Source organism: Streptomyces sp. NPDC044044, from assembly GCF_056434405.1.
The window spans coordinates 55411-69186 of the sequence record NZ_JBWKFG010000003.1 but is presented as its reverse complement, the minus strand read 5'-3'; the positions used below and the strand labels follow the sequence as shown (position 1 = coordinate 69186).

The window sequence follows — 13776 nt, the reverse complement described above, 5'->3', positions numbered from 1 at the left end:
CGTACGTAACCGCTACGTACACAACACTACGGCCGCGGTCCCCCGAGGGGCACCGCGGCCGATACAGCGTACTGACTACTTGTCGCCCTTGAGGGCGTCCATCGCGCGCTTGGTGACCTCGTCCACCTTGCCGAGCGCGGAGATCGTGACCACCAGGCCCTGGGCCTTGTAGTGGTCGATGATCGGCTCGGTCTCGCGGTGGTACACGTCGAGACGCTTGCGCACGGTCTCTTCCTGGTCGTCACCGCGCTGGTAGAGCTCGCCACCGCAGACGTCGCAGACGCCCTCGGTCTTCGGCTTGCTGTACGTCACGTGGAAGACGTGGCTGGAATCGTTCCGGCAGATGCGGCGGCCCGCGATGCGCTTGACCACCTCGTCCTCGGGGACCTCGAGGTCGAGCACCGCGTCGAGCTTCTGGCCGTCCGTCTTGAGCGACTCGTCCAGGGCCTCGGCCTGCGACACGTTCCGCGGGAAGCCGTCGAGCAGGAAGCCGTTCTCGGCGTCCGGCTGCGTCATGCGGTCGTGCGCCATGCCGATGGTGACCTCATCGGGGACGAGATTGCCGTCGTCCATGTAGGCCTTCGCGCGCTTGCCCAGCTCCGTGCCCTGGCTGATGTTGGCGCGGAAGAGGTCGCCCGTGGAGATGTGCGGGATCTTCAGGTTCTTGGCGAGGAACGCGGCCTGCGTTCCCTTGCCCGCACCGGGCGGCCCGACGAGGACGATTCGCATCAGCGGAGGAACCCTTCGTAATTGCGCTGCTGGAGCTGGCTCTCGATCTGCTTCACGGTCTCCAGACCCACACCCACGATGATCAGGATGCTTGTCCCGCCGAACGGGAAGTTCTGGTTTGCGCCGAAGCCCACCAACGCCATCGTCGGCACGAGAGCGATCAGACCCAGATACAGCGAGCCCGGCCACGTGATCCGGTTGAGTACGTAGCTCAAGTACTCAGCGGTCGGACGGCCAGCCCGGATGCCCGGGATGAAGCCACCATACTTCTTCATGTTGTCCGCGACTTCCTCGGGGTTGAACGAGATAGCCACGTAGAAGAAGGCGAAGAACACGATCAACAAGAAGTACGTCGCGATGTAAATCGGGTGGTCGCCCTTGGTCAGGTTCGCCTCGATCCACTGCTTCCACCCCGAGTTGCCACCCGCGAACTGGGCGACGAGAGCGGGGATGTAGAGCAGCGAAGAGGCGAAGATCACAGGGATGATGCCCGCCTGATTGACCTTCAGCGGAATGTACGTCGAAGTACCGCCGTAGGAACGGCGACCGATCATTCGCTTCGCGTACTGAACGGGAATGCGGCGCTGAGCCTGCTCCACGAAGACGACCAGACCGACCATGACGAGACCGACCGCGATCACCGTGCCGAACTCGATCCAGCCACCGGCCAGCGAGCCCTGCTTCTTGATGGCCCACAGGGCGCTCGGGAAGGTCGCGGCGATCGAGATGAACATGAGGATCGACATGCCGTTGCCGATGCCGCGGTCGGTGATGAGCTCACCGAGCCACATCACGCAGGCCGTGCCCGCGGTCATCGTGATGACCATGGTGACGGTCACGAAGATCGACTGGTCCGGCACGATCTCGGTGGCGACGGGGCAGCCGGAGAACAGCGAGCCCGTACGAGCGGTGGCCACGAGGCCGGTCCCCTGGAGGATCGCGAGCGCGACGGTGAGATAACGCGTGTACTGCGTGATCTTCGCCGTGCCGGCCTGACCCTCCTTCTTGAGGGCCTCGAGCCGCGGGATCACCACGGTCAGCAGCTGCAAGATGATGCTCGCCGTGATGTACGGCATGATGCCGAGGGCGAAGATCGTGATCTGCAGGAGCGCCCCGCCACTCATCATGTTCACCAGGCCGAACAACCCCTGGTTGGAGTTGGCCTGGTCCATGCAGGTCTGGACGTTCTTATAGCTGACACCGGGAATCGGGACATGCGTACCGATCCGGTAGATCACGATGATGCCGAGCGTGAAGAGCAGCTTCTTGCGCAGGTCGGGCGTCTTGAACGCCCGGGCGAACGCGGTGAGCACGGTGCCTCCTGCGACCCCCGCGCGCGTGCGCAAGAGGTAGTGGTCTGAGGATCGACGAATACGTATCAGTCAGAAAAACCGCACGGGCAGACCGCACGGAGCTTAGACAGTGCACGCCACCTTACCGGCGACCGTGCCCCCCTTGGAACGACCAACCGGGGATGCCCCATATGTGGGGCATCCCCGGCTGGGAATCGCTCAAGTCATCGAGTGGCCTGAATAGTTCAGACGAGCTCGGTGACGGTACCGCCGGCGGCGGTGATCTTCTCCTTGGCGGAGCCGGAGACGGCGTCAACCGTCACCTGCAGCGCCACGGTGACCTCACCCTGGCCGAGGACCTTGACGAGGCTGTTCTTGCGAACGGCACCCTTGGCGACGAGACCCTCGACGGTGACCTCGCCACCCTCGGGGAACAGCGCGCTCAGCTTGTCGAGGTTCACGACCTGGAACTCGGTCTTGAACGGATTCTTGAAGCCCTTGAGCTTCGGGAGGCGCATGTGGAGGGGCATCTGCCCGCCCTCGAAGCGCTCCGGAACCTGGTAACGGGCCTTGGTGCCCTTGGTACCACGGCCTGCGGTCTTACCCTTGGACGCCTCACCACGACCCACACGGGTCTTGGCGGTCTTGGCGCCCGGGGCGGGCCGGAGGTTGTGGACCTTCAGCGGGTTCTGCTCCGCCATGTCAGTCGACCTCCTCAACCGTCACGAGGTGGCGGACGGTGTTAGCCATTCCGCGGAACTCGGGGCGGTCTTCCTTGACGACCACGTCGTTCAGGCGCTTGAGCCCGAGCGAACGCAGCGTGTCGCGGTGGTTCTGCTTGCTGCCGATGTACGACTTCGTCTGCGTGATCTTGAGGCGAGCCATTACGCACCCGCCCCGGCACGTGCACGAAGCAGGGCCGCGGGAGCGACGTCCTCGAGGGGCAGACCACGGCGAGCCGCGATCTCCTCGGGACGCTGCAGGCCCTTGAGGGCCGCCACGGTCGCGTGCACGATGTTGATCGCGTTCGAAGAACCGAGCGACTTCGACAGGATGTCGTGAACGCCGGCGCACTCGAGCACAGCACGCACCGGGCCACCGGCGATAACACCGGTACCGGGGGAAGCAGGCTTGAGCAGGACGACGCCCGCGGCCTTCTCGCCCGTGATCGGGTGCGGGATGGTGCCCTGGATACGCGGAACCTTGAAGAAGTTCTTCTTGGCCTCTTCAACGCCCTTGGCGATGGCCGCGGGAACTTCCTTGGCCTTGCCGTATCCGACACCTACGGTGCCGTCACCGTCGCCCACCACGACCAGCGCGGTGAAGCTGAAGCGGCGACCACCCTTGACTACCTTGGCGACACGGTTGATCGCGACAACGCGCTCAACGTATGCGGTCTTCTCGGCGGCGGCGCCACCGTCGCGACCCTTCCGGTCCCGCCGCTCGCCGCCACCGGCACCGCTTCCGCGGCGCTGGGGTCCAGCCATTGGAATTACCTCTCTCTGTTACGTCCGCTAGCTCCGGAACCGGGGCTTAGAACTTCAGCCCGGCTTCGCGGGCGGCGTCCGCCAGAGCGGCAATGCGCCCGGCGTACTTGTTGCCACCGCGGTCGAACACGACGGCCTCGACACCCGCAGCCTTGGCACGCTCGGCAACGAGCGCGCCGACCTGCTTGGCCTGCGCAGACTTGTCGGCCTCGCCACCGCGGATCGTCGCGTCCAGGGTCGACGCCGACGCAAGGGTGTGACCCTTGAGGTCGTCGATGACCTGAGCAACGATGTTGCGGTTCGAGCGAGTCACGACGAGGCGCGGACGCTCCGCCGTACCCGACACGTTCTTGCGGATGCGGATGTGGCGGCGGGCCTTGGCGGCACGCTTGTAAGCGTCACCCTTGGCGATCTTCACACCGTATGCCATGGCTTACTTACCTGCCTTTCCGACCTTGCGCCGGATGACTTCGCCCTCGTACTTGACACCCTTGGCCTTGTACGGGTCGGGCTTGCGCAGCTTGCGGATGTTGGCCGCAACCTCGCCGACCTTCTGCTTGTCGATGCCCTCGACCGAAAGCTTGGTCGCGGACTCCACCTTGAAGGTGATGCCCTCGGGGGCCTCGACCAGGATCGGGTGGCTGTAACCCAGCGAGAACTCCAGGTTGGAGCCCTTCGCGAGCACGCGGTAACCGACACCGCTGATCTCGAGCTTCTTCACGTAACCCGTGGTCACGCCGGTGATCATGTTCGCCACCAGCGTGCGGGACAGGCCGTGCAGGGCCTTGTTCTGACGCTCGTCGTTGGGGCGGGTGACGCTCAGGACGCCGTCCTCACCCTTAGCGATGTCGATCGGCGCGACGACGGTGTGGGAAAGGGAGCCCTTGGGACCCTTAACCGAGACCGTCCGGCCGTCGATGGTGACGTCCACGCCGGCGGGAACCGTGATGGGGAGCTTGCCAATACGCGACATTAGCTATTCCTCCGTTCCCGACTACCAGACGTAGGCGAGGACTTCCCCACCTACGCCCTTCTTGCCTGCCTGCTGGCCGGTGAGGAGACCGTGGGACGTGGAGATGATCGCCACGCCCAGGCCGCCGAGCACCTTCGGCAGATTGGTGGACTTCGCGTAAACCCGGAGACCGGGCTTGGAGATCCGCTTGATGCCCGCAATGGAGCGCTCACGGTTCGGGCCGAACTTCAGCTCGAGAACGAGGTTCTTGCCAACCTCGGCGTCCTCGACCTTCCAGCCCGTGATGAAGCCCTCCTGCTGGAGGATCTCCGCGATGTGAGACTTGATCTTGCTGTGCGGCATCGCCACGGAGTCGTGGTACGCCGAGTTCGCGTTACGCAGACGAGTCAGCATGTCCGCGATCGGATCAGTCATGGTCATGAATTGGCCTTCGGCCTCTCTCGCCGTGGTTTCCTATCTGCGCCATCCCTCTCCCCACTCAGAGGCGGGACGGGTGCGGCGCGGGGACCTACGGCGTAGTAAGTCGGTCAGGGCGGCAGGCGCCCAACCCTCCTAGCCTAAGCCATGGAGAGGTGGGCCACCTACCGACCAGATACTTACCGAGAGCCTCCAGTAATTCCCAAGTCCCTAAGGACAGGCGGGAATTACCAGGAGCTCTTGGTCACGCCCGGCAGCTCGCCACGGTGAGCCATCTCACGAAGGCAGACGCGGCACAGGCCGAACTTGCGGTACACGGAGTGCGGACGGCCACAACGCTGGCAGCGGGTGTAGCCGCGCACACCGAACTTGGGCTTACGAGCAGCCTTGGCAATAAGTGCCTTCTTCGCCATCTCGCTTACGCCTCCTTGAACGGGAAGCCGAGGTGACGAAGGAGCGCACGGCCCTCAGCGTCGTTGGTCGCCGTGGTGACCACGGTGATGTCCATACCCCGGACGCGGTCGATCTTGTCCTGGTCGATCTCGTGGAACATGACCTGCTCCGTGAGACCGAAGGTGTAGTTGCCACGGCCGTCGAACTGCTTGGGGGACAGACCACGGAAGTCGCGGATGCGCGGAAGCGCGAGCGACAGGGTGCGGTCCAGGAACTCCCACATGCGGTCGCCACGAAGCGTGACGTGGCAGCCGATCGGCTGACCCTCGCGCAGCTTGAACTGCGCGATGGACTTCCGGGCCTTGGTGATGGCCGGCTTCTGACCCGTGATGGTGGTCAGGTCACGGACGGCACCGTCCATGAGCTTCGAGTCACGGGCGGCGTCGCCGACACCCATGTTGACCACGATCTTGACGAGACCCGGGGTCTGCATGACGTTCTCGTACGAGAACTCTTCCTGCAGCTTGCCCGCGATCTCCTCGCGGTACTTCGTCTTCAGACGCGGAGTGGTGGTGGTCGTCATCAGATGTCCTCACCCGTCCGCTTGGCAACGCGGATCTTGTTGCCGTCTTCGTCGAAGCGGAAACCGACACGCGTGACGACCTTGTTGCCGTCCTTCTCCACGACGAGCTGAACGTTGCTCACGTGGACAGGGGCTTCGGTGGTCACGATGCCGCCGGCCTGCGAACCGCTGGCGGTCGGGCCGGCCTTCGTGTGCTTCTTGACCCGGTTGACACCCTCGACCAGGACGCGCTCGTCGCGCGGGTAAGCGGCAATGACCTTGCCCTGCTTGCCCTTGTCCTTACCGGTGATGACCTGAACCAGGTCGCCCTTCTTGATCTTCATGCTTACAGCACCTCCGGCGCGAGCGAGATGATCTTCATGAACTTCTTCTCGCGCAGCTCACGACCGACCGGGCCGAAGATACGGGTGCCGCGAGGGTCGCCGTCGTTCTTCAGAATGACGGCGGCGTTCTCGTCGAAGCGGATGTACGAGCCGTCGGGACGGCGGCGCTCCTTGACGGTGCGAACGATGACGGCCTTGACGACGTCACCCTTCTTCACGTTGCCACCGGGGATCGCGTCCTTGACGGTGGCGACGATGACGTCACCGATGCCCGCGTAGCGGCGACCCGAGCCACCGAGAACACGAATGGTGAGAATTTCCTTCGCACCCGTGTTGTCGGCGATCCGAAGTCGCGACTCCTGCTGGATCACGTCTATCTCCTGTTTGTCTGCCGGTTCCCGGCGGGGACTGCGCTAGACAGTCCCCACCGAGCCTGGCGGAACTGATCCGAGGGAAACCCCTCGGAAATTACTTGGCCTTCTCGAGGATCTCGACGATGCGCCAGCGCTTGGTCGCCGACAGCGGACGCGTCTCCATCAGGAGGACGCGGTCGCCGACGCCGGCAGCGTTCTGCTCGTCGTGCGCCTTGAGCTTGTTCGTACGGCGGATGACCTTGCCGTACAGCGCGTGCTTCACGCGGTCCTCGACAGCGACGACGACGGTCTTGTCCATCTTGTCGCTGACGACCAGACCCTCACGGGTCTTGCGGAATCCGCGGTCAGTCTTGGTCTCAGTCACGTTGCTCTCGCTCATCAGGCGCTCTCCACCGTCTCGATGCCCAGCTCGCGCTCACGCATCAGGGTGTAGATCCGCGCGATGTCCTTACGGACGGCCTTGAGCCGCCCGTGGTTCTCGAGCTGACCGGTCGCCGCCTGGAAGCGGAGGTTGAACAGCTCTTCCTTGGCTTCGCGGAGCTTCGCGAGAAGCTCCTCGTCACCCAGTTCGCGCAGCTCGGACGCCTTGGTACCGGCCGACATCACGACTCACCTGCCTCGCGCCGAACAATCCGGCACTTCATCGGAAGCTTGTGAGCAGCGCGGGTAAGCGCCTCACGCGCAGTCTTCTCATTCGGGTAGGACAGCTCGAACATCACCCGTCCGGGCTTGACGTTCGCGACCCACCACTCGGGGGAACCCTTACCGGAACCCATGCGGGTCTCGGCGGGCTTCTTCGTCAGCGGGCGGTCCGGGTAGATGTTGATCCAGACCTTGCCGCCACGCTTGATGTGGCGGGTCATCGCGATACGAGCCGCCTCGATCTGGCGGTTGGTCACGTACGCCGGAGTGAGGGCCTGAATCCCGTACTCGCCGAACGCAACCTGCGTACCACCCTTGGACATACCGCTGCGCTTCGGGTGGTGCTGCTTGCGGTGCTTGACCCTACGAGGGATCAGCATGTCGGTCAGGCCTCCGTTCCGGTGCTCTCAGCCGGAGCGGCAGCTGCGGCGGGAGCGTCGGCCTTGGGGGCCTCGGCAGCCGGCGCGGACTGCTGCTGCGGCTTGCGGCCGCGGCCGCCACGCTCGCCACCACGGCCACCACGGGCCGGGCGGTCGTTGCCGCCACCACGGGCCGGGCGGTTACCCGCACGGGCCGCAGCGTTCTCGGCGCGGACCTCGGCGATGTTCTTGACGTCGCCCTTGTAGATCCAGACCTTCACGCCGATACGGCCGAAGGTCGTCTTGGCCTCGAAGAAGCCGTAGTCGACGTTCGCACGGAGGGTGTGCAGGGGCACGCGGCCCTCGCGGTAGAACTCCGAGCGGGACATCTCGGCGCCGCCGAGACGGCCACCACACTGGATCTTGATGCCCTTGGCGCCGGCCTTCATCGTCGACTGCATGCTCTTACGCATGGCGCGACGGAAGGAGACGCGGGAGGACAGCTGCTCTGCAACGGCCTGCGCGACCAGCTGAGCGTCGACCTCGGGGTTCTTGACCTCGAGGATGTTCAGCTGAACCTGCTTGCCCGTGAGCTTCTCGAGGTCACCGCGGATGCGGTCGGCCTCGGCGCCACGGCGGCCGATGACGATGCCGGGACGCGCGGTGTGGATGTCCACCCGCACGCGGTCACGGGTGCGCTCGATCTCAACCTTCGAGATGCCGGCGCGCTCCATGCCGGACGTCATCATCCGACGGATGGCGACGTCTTCCTTGACGTAGTCCTTGTACAGCTTGTCGGCGTACCAACGCGACTTGAAGTCGGTGGTAATGCCGAGCCGGAACCCGTGCGGGTTTACCTTCTGGCCCATTACCGGGTTCCTTCCTTGCTGCTGACGACCACGGTGATGTGGCTGGTCCGCTTACGGATCCGGTAGGCACGGCCCTGTGCACGCGGACGGAACCGCTTCAGGGTCGGGCCCTCATCCACGTACGCCTCGCTGATAACCAGCGAAGAGGCGTCACTGTGGTCGTAGTTGTGCGCGGCATTGGCAATGGCGCTGTCAAGCACCTTGCCTACCGGCACGCTCGCGGCCTGCGGGGCGAAACGCAGGACCGCCTGAGCCTCCGTGGCATCCATGCCACGGATGAGGTCCACCACTCGGCGGGCCTTCATGGGCGTGACGCGGATGTACCGCGCCTGGGCCCTGGCTTCCATGGTTGTCCCTTCGGTGTAAGTCATAGTCGTTCCACCCCGCGCTAGCGGCGCTTCGACTTCCGGTCGTCCTTGACGTGGCCGCGGAAGGTGCGAGTCGGCGAGAACTCGCCGAGCTTGTGGCCGACCATCGCCTCGGTGACGAACACCGGGATGTGGGTCTTGCCGTTGTGCACCGCGATCGTGTGGCCCAGCATGGCCGGGACGATCATCGAGCGACGGGACCAGGTCTTGATGACGTTCTTGGAACCTGCTTCGTTCTGGACATCCACCTTCTTGATGAGGTGTCCGTCGACGAAGGGTCCCTTCTTGAGACTGCGCGGCATCTAAACCCGCTCCTAGCGCTTCTTGTTCGTCTTGCGGCGGCGGACGATGTACTTGTTGCTCGCCTTCTTCGGCGAACGAGTACGACCCTCCTTCTGACCCCACGGCGAGACCGGGTGGCGACCACCGGAAGTCTTGCCTTCACCACCACCGTGCGGGTGGTCGACCGGGTTCATCGCCACACCGCGAACGGTCGGGCGAACGCCAAGCCAGCGCTTACGGCCGGCCTTGCCCCAGTTGATGTTCGACTGCTCGGCGTTGCCGACCTCGCCAATGGTGGCGCGGCAGCGGACGTCGACCAGACGGATCTCACCGGACGGCATACGAAGGTGGGCCATGGAGCCCTCCTTCGCCAGCAGCTGCACGGAGGCACCCGCGGAGCGGGCGAACTTCGCGCCGCCGCCGGGCCGCAGCTCGATGGCGTGGATGGTCGTACCGACCGGGATGTTGCGGAGGGCCAGGTTGTTGCCCGGCTTGATGTCCGCGCCCGGTCCGTTCTCGACCCGGTCACCCTGCGACAGGTTGCGGGGGGCCAGGATGTAGCGCTTCTCGCCGTCCGCGTAGTGCAGGAGCGCGATGCGCGCGGTGCGGTTCGGGTCGTACTCGATGTGCGCGACCTTCGCCGGCACGCCGTCCTTGTCGTGACGACGGAAGTCGATCACTCGGTAGGCGCGCTTGTGTCCGCCACCCTGGTGGCGAACGGTCACACGACCGGCGTTGTTACGGCCGCCCTTGCTGTGCAGCGGGCGGACCAGCGACTTCTCCGGCGTGGACCGCGTTACCTCGACGAAGTCGGCGACGCTGGAGCCACGACGGCCCGGCGTAGTCGGCTTGTACTTGCGGATTCCCATTTCTCAGTCCTCGTCCGATATTCGGACCAGGGCGCTCCGTTAGGAGGCCTGGCCGAAGATGTCGATACGGTCGCCCTCAGCAAGGGTCACGATCGCGCGCTTGGTGTCAGCGCGCTTACCGAACCCCGTGCGGGTGCGCTTGCGCTTGCCCTGGCGGTTGATCGTGTTGACCCCAGTGACCTTGACCGAGAAGACCGCCTCGACGGCCTGCTTGATCTGGGTCTTGTTGGCGCCGGGCGCAACGACGAAGGTGTACTTGCCCTCGTCGAGGAGCGCGTAGCTCTTCTCAGAGACGACCGGCTTGACGAGGACGTCACGGGGGTCCGTGAAGCTCTTGCTCAGCGGCGTCTCAACGGTGTTCTTGCCCTCGGTGGCGTGGCGCTTCGCCTTGGCGAGGCGCGCGGCCTTGGCGGCCTTGGCCGCCTTGGGGGCGATGCTCGGGTGACGCGTAGCCATCAGGCTTCGCTCCCTTCGGTCTCATCGGCCTTGGGGCCAGACACGAAGGACTCGAAGGCGGCCTTGGTGAAGACCACGTCGTCCGAGACGAGCACGTCATACGTGTTCAGCTGGCCCGGCTCCAGGATGTGCACCTGGGGCAGGTTGCGGGCGGAGAGCAGCGAAGTCTCGTCCGCACGGTCGATGACCAGGAGCACGTTCTTGCGCTCGCTGACCTTGCCGAGCAGCGTCTTCGCGGCCTTCGTGGAGATGTCGCCCTCGACCACGTTGGTGACAACGTGGATACGAGCGTTGCGGGCCCGGTCGGTGAGGGCGTGGCGCAGGGCCGCGGCCTTCATCTTCTTCGGGGTCCGCTGCGAGTAGTCACGCGGCTGCGGGCCGTGGACGACGCCACCGCCGGCGAACTGCGGCGCACGGGTCGAACCCTGGCGGGCGCGGCCGGTGCCCTTCTGGCGGTAAGGCTTCTTGCCACCACCGCGGACTTCACCGCGGCGCTTGGTCTTGTGCGTGCCCTGACGGGCAGCTGCCAGCTGAGCGACGACGACCTGGTGGAGAAGCGGGATGCTGATCTTCTCTACGTCGAAGATCTCCGCGGGGAGCTCGACCGTCCCGGCCTTGTCGCCTGCCGGCGAAAGGATGTCAATGGTGCTCATCGGTTCCTCAAACCCCCTTGGCCGCGGTACGGACCAGGACGAGGCCACCGTTCGGACCGGGAACTGCGCCCTTGATCAGGAGCAGGCCCTTCTCCGCGTCAACGGCGTGAACGGTCAGGTTCTGGGTGGTGACCCGCTCGTTGCCCATACGGCCCGCCATGCGGAGGCCCTTGAACACACGGCCCGGGGTGGCACAGCCACCGATGGAACCGGGAGAGCGGTGCTTGCGCTGGGTACCGTGACCCGCGCCGAGTCCCTTGAAGTTGTGACGCTTCATGACACCGGCGAAGCCCTTGCCCTTGCTCTTGCCCGTGACGTCAACCTTGACGCCGGACTCGAACACCTCGGCAGTCACCTCCTGGCCCAGCGTGTACTCGCTGGCGTCAGGGGTGCGGATCTCCACCAGGTGGCGGCGGGGGGTCACGTCGGCCTTGGCGAAGTGACCCTTGAGGGGCTTGTTCACCTTGCGAGGGTCGATCTCGCCGAAGGCGATCTGGACCGACTCGTAGCCGTCGGAGTCATTCGTACGGACCTGGGTAACGACGCAGGGCCCGGCCTTGACGACGGTGACCGGGACGACACGGTTGTTCTCGTCCCAGACCTGGGTCATGCCGAGCTTCTCGCCCAGGACGCCCTTGATCTGCTTAGTCATCTGTCCGCGCCTCTCAGAGCTTGATCTCGATGTCGACGCCGGCCGGAAGGTCCAGGCGCATCAACGAGTCAACGGTCTTGGGCGTCGGGTCGAGGATGTCGATCAGGCGCTTGTGCGTGCGCATCTCGAAGTGCTCGCGCGAGTCCTTGTACTTGTGCGGCGACTTGATGACGCAGTACACGTTCTTCTCAGTGGGCAGCGGCACCGGGCCTGCGACCGACGCACCAGTGCGAGTCACCGTCTCGACGATCTTCTTCGCCGAAGAGTCGATGACCTCGTGGTCGTAGGCCTTGAGCCGGATGCGGATCTTCTGTCCCGCCATGGCTACTTGGTAGTCCTTTGTCTCGAACGCTCTGGCTCCCGGAAGGCCCTTTTTTCTACTTCCTCCGACCCACGCGGTCGGGCGTGTCGCAGTCCCGCTCACGGAGATTTCCCGAAGGATTTCCCTGCTAGGGGCTGCGGCCCAGATGACCGCGGGTCCGGGGGAAGAAACCCACCGGGCGCCTGGTTAAGCCTCCGCACCGCACTTCCCAGAAGATTCCCGTACGTCCGCTCCAGCGCTGCCTGCGGGCTTTTTACGACCGTTCGACAGATGGGGCGACGAGTACTGTGGGACTCGCTTCCGGTCCTCCCGGCGGGAGGCGCGCAGCATCGGCACTCAACCGAGCAACCTGAACAGTGTGCCACACGTGGGACGACGAAGGCCAATCGGGCCGAGCTGTCAAGCTGCCACGGCCGACATCGCGTACGCAAAGAGCCCCGCCCACCCGGAGGTGGACGGGGCTTTTCGCTGCGCTCAGTTCAGAGCGACCGGGTCTCCCCGATCAACAAGCAAGCGGAGCTTACTTGTTGATCTTGGTGACCTGGCCGGCGCCGACGGTCCGGCCACCCTCACGGATGGCGAACTTCAGGCCCTCTTCCATCGCGACGGGCTGGATGAGCTCAACGGTCATCTCAGTGTTGTCGCCCGGCATGACCATCTCGGTGCCCTCGGGGAGGGTCACGACGCCGGTCACGTCCGTGGTGCGGAAGTAGAACTGCGGGCGGTAGTTGTTGAAGAAGGGGGTGTGACGGCCACCCTCGTCCTTCGACAGGATGTAGGCCTGGGCCTCGAACTCGGTGTGCGGCGTGACCGAACCGGGCTTGATGATGACCTGGCCGCGCTCGACGTCCTCGCGCTTGATGCCACGGAGGAGCAGACCGACGTTCTCACCGGCCTGGCCCTCGTCGAGCAGCTTGCGGAACATCTCGATGCCGGTGACCGTGGTGGTGGTCTTCTCGGTCTTGATGCCGATGATGTCGACGGTCTCGTTGACCTTGAGGATGCCACGCTCGATACGACCGGTGACGACGGTGCCACGACCGGTGATCGTGAAGACGTCCTCGATCGGCATCAGGAACGGCTTGTCGACGTCACGCTCGGGCTCCGGGATGGACTCGTCGACAGCCTTCATCAGGTTGAGGACGGACTCACCCCACTCCTTGTCGCCCTCGAGCGCCTTGAGCGCCGAGACCTTGACGACCGGAAGGTCGTCGCCCGGGAACTCGTACTCGGAGAGGAGCTCACGGACCTCGAGCTCGACGAGCTCCAGGATCTCCTCGTCGTCCACCATGTCGGCCTTGTTCAGGGCGACGACGATGTACGGAACGCCGACCTGGCGGGCCAGGAGCACGTGCTCCTTGGTCTGCGGCATCGGGCCGTCGGTGGCGGCGACCACGAGGATGGCGCCGTCCATCTGCGCGGCACCCGTGATCATGTTCTTGATGTAGTCCGCGTGACCCGGGCAGTCGACGTGCGCGTAGTGACGCGTCTCCGTCTGGTACTCGACGTGCGCGATCGAGATCGTGATACCGCGCTGGCGCTCCTCGGGAGCCTTGTCGATCTGGTCGAAGGCCGAGGCCTCGTTCAGCTCGGGGTACGCGTCGTGCAGCACCTTGGTAATGGCGGCCGTGAGGGTCGTCTTACCGTGGTCAATGTGACCGATGGTGCCGATGTTGACGTGCGGCTTAGTCCGCTCGAACTTTGCCTTCGCCACTGAATCCTCCTGCGGAGTG

General features: G+C 64.9%; 24 protein-coding genes. All 24 read right to left on the bottom strand.

The window, feature by feature from the left end:
- Positions 1 to 75 precede the first annotated feature (75 nt).
- On the bottom strand, positions 76 to 729 hold the full coding sequence (locus AC07AG_RS11245; RefSeq protein ID WP_478754080.1) for an adenylate kinase: 654 nt from the start codon (positions 727 to 729) through the stop codon (positions 76 to 78).
- Positions 729 to 2042, bottom strand: a complete 1314-nt coding sequence (gene secY, locus AC07AG_RS11240) for a preprotein translocase subunit SecY (RefSeq protein ID WP_361058806.1) — start codon at positions 2040 to 2042, stop codon at positions 729 to 731. The genes AC07AG_RS11245 and secY overlap by 1 nt, the downstream gene beginning before the upstream one ends.
- Positions 2043 to 2266: 224 nt before the next feature.
- Entirely contained in the window at positions 2267 to 2722 is a 456-nt protein-coding gene (rplO, locus tag AC07AG_RS11235; RefSeq protein WP_249588330.1) for a 50S ribosomal protein L15, read from the bottom strand.
- A gap of 1 nt (position 2723) precedes the next feature.
- Positions 2724 to 2906, bottom strand: coding sequence for a 50S ribosomal protein L30 (gene rpmD / locus AC07AG_RS11230; protein ID WP_041985698.1), 183 nt, complete (start codon positions 2904 to 2906; stop codon positions 2724 to 2726).
- Positions 2906 to 3508 (bottom strand): 30S ribosomal protein S5, encoded by a 603-nt coding sequence (rpsE, locus tag AC07AG_RS11225; RefSeq protein WP_160506669.1) that lies wholly within the window; start codon positions 3506 to 3508, stop codon positions 2906 to 2908. The genes rpmD and rpsE overlap by 1 nt, the downstream gene beginning before the upstream one ends.
- Positions 3509 to 3554: 46 nt before the next feature.
- Positions 3555 to 3938, bottom strand: a complete 384-nt coding sequence (gene rplR / locus AC07AG_RS11220; RefSeq protein WP_160506668.1) for a 50S ribosomal protein L18 — start codon at positions 3936 to 3938, stop codon at positions 3555 to 3557.
- Positions 3939 to 3941: 3 nt separating this feature from the next.
- A complete protein-coding gene (gene rplF / locus AC07AG_RS11215) occupies positions 3942 to 4481 on the bottom strand; it encodes a 50S ribosomal protein L6 (protein ID WP_249588331.1) in 540 nt (179 codons plus the stop codon).
- Between the two features lie 21 nt (positions 4482 to 4502).
- On the bottom strand, positions 4503 to 4901 hold the full coding sequence (gene rpsH / locus AC07AG_RS11210) for a 30S ribosomal protein S8 (protein ID WP_030359017.1): 399 nt from the start codon (positions 4899 to 4901) through the stop codon (positions 4503 to 4505).
- Between the two features lie 224 nt (positions 4902 to 5125).
- Positions 5126 to 5311: a type Z 30S ribosomal protein S14 gene (locus AC07AG_RS11205; RefSeq protein ID WP_003948630.1), complete on the bottom strand. Its 186-nt coding sequence runs from the start codon at positions 5309 to 5311 to the stop codon at positions 5126 to 5128.
- A gap of 5 nt (positions 5312 to 5316) precedes the next feature.
- Positions 5317 to 5874, bottom strand: a complete 558-nt coding sequence (rplE, locus tag AC07AG_RS11200; protein ID WP_249588332.1) for a 50S ribosomal protein L5 — start codon at positions 5872 to 5874, stop codon at positions 5317 to 5319.
- Complete coding sequence (gene rplX, locus AC07AG_RS11195) at positions 5874 to 6197, bottom strand: 50S ribosomal protein L24 (protein ID WP_055553504.1); 324 nt, start codon at positions 6195 to 6197, stop codon at positions 5874 to 5876. The genes rplE and rplX overlap by 1 nt, the downstream gene beginning before the upstream one ends.
- A gap of 2 nt (positions 6198 to 6199) precedes the next feature.
- Positions 6200 to 6568 (bottom strand): 50S ribosomal protein L14, encoded by a 369-nt coding sequence (gene rplN, locus AC07AG_RS11190; protein ID WP_073768975.1) that lies wholly within the window; start codon positions 6566 to 6568, stop codon positions 6200 to 6202.
- Between the two features lie 97 nt (positions 6569 to 6665).
- On the bottom strand, positions 6666 to 6950 hold the full coding sequence (rpsQ, locus tag AC07AG_RS11185) for a 30S ribosomal protein S17 (RefSeq protein ID WP_055564830.1): 285 nt from the start codon (positions 6948 to 6950) through the stop codon (positions 6666 to 6668).
- On the bottom strand, positions 6950 to 7174 hold the full coding sequence (gene rpmC, locus AC07AG_RS11180; protein ID WP_003998824.1) for a 50S ribosomal protein L29: 225 nt from the start codon (positions 7172 to 7174) through the stop codon (positions 6950 to 6952). The genes rpsQ and rpmC overlap by 1 nt, the downstream gene beginning before the upstream one ends.
- Positions 7174 to 7593: a 50S ribosomal protein L16 gene (gene rplP / locus AC07AG_RS11175; RefSeq protein ID WP_135332557.1), complete on the bottom strand. Its 420-nt coding sequence runs from the start codon at positions 7591 to 7593 to the stop codon at positions 7174 to 7176. The genes rpmC and rplP overlap by 1 nt, the downstream gene beginning before the upstream one ends.
- Before the next feature lie 5 nt (positions 7594 to 7598).
- Positions 7599 to 8441 (bottom strand): 30S ribosomal protein S3, encoded by an 843-nt coding sequence (rpsC, locus tag AC07AG_RS11170; protein ID WP_160506663.1) that lies wholly within the window; start codon positions 8439 to 8441, stop codon positions 7599 to 7601.
- Positions 8441 to 8788 carry a 50S ribosomal protein L22 gene (rplV, locus tag AC07AG_RS11165; RefSeq protein ID WP_016645177.1) on the bottom strand — a complete coding sequence of 116 codons (348 nt, stop codon included), beginning with the start codon at positions 8786 to 8788 and terminating at the stop codon, positions 8441 to 8443. Before rplV ends, rpsC begins: the two co-directional genes overlap by 1 nt.
- A gap of 41 nt (positions 8789 to 8829) precedes the next feature.
- A complete protein-coding gene (gene rpsS / locus AC07AG_RS11160; protein ID WP_160506662.1) occupies positions 8830 to 9111 on the bottom strand; it encodes a 30S ribosomal protein S19 in 282 nt (93 codons plus the stop codon).
- Positions 9112 to 9123: 12 nt separating this feature from the next.
- Positions 9124 to 9960: a 50S ribosomal protein L2 gene (gene rplB / locus AC07AG_RS11155; protein WP_160506661.1), complete on the bottom strand. Its 837-nt coding sequence runs from the start codon at positions 9958 to 9960 to the stop codon at positions 9124 to 9126.
- Positions 9961 to 9999: 39 nt separating this feature from the next.
- Positions 10000 to 10416: a 50S ribosomal protein L23 gene (gene rplW, locus AC07AG_RS11150; RefSeq protein ID WP_190084419.1), complete on the bottom strand. Its 417-nt coding sequence runs from the start codon at positions 10414 to 10416 to the stop codon at positions 10000 to 10002.
- Complete coding sequence (gene rplD / locus AC07AG_RS11145; RefSeq protein WP_160506659.1) at positions 10416 to 11069, bottom strand: 50S ribosomal protein L4; 654 nt, start codon at positions 11067 to 11069, stop codon at positions 10416 to 10418. Before rplD ends, rplW begins: the two co-directional genes overlap by 1 nt.
- A gap of 7 nt (positions 11070 to 11076) precedes the next feature.
- Entirely contained in the window at positions 11077 to 11721 is a 645-nt protein-coding gene (gene rplC, locus AC07AG_RS11140; RefSeq protein WP_160506658.1) for a 50S ribosomal protein L3, read from the bottom strand.
- Positions 11722 to 11734: 13 nt separating this feature from the next.
- Positions 11735 to 12043 (bottom strand): 30S ribosomal protein S10, encoded by a 309-nt coding sequence (gene rpsJ / locus AC07AG_RS11135; protein WP_003948644.1) that lies wholly within the window; start codon positions 12041 to 12043, stop codon positions 11735 to 11737.
- Positions 12044 to 12563: 520 nt separating this feature from the next.
- Entirely contained in the window at positions 12564 to 13757 is a 1194-nt protein-coding gene (gene tuf, locus AC07AG_RS11130) for an elongation factor Tu (RefSeq protein WP_160506655.1), read from the bottom strand.
- Positions 13758 to 13776 lie beyond the last annotated feature (19 nt).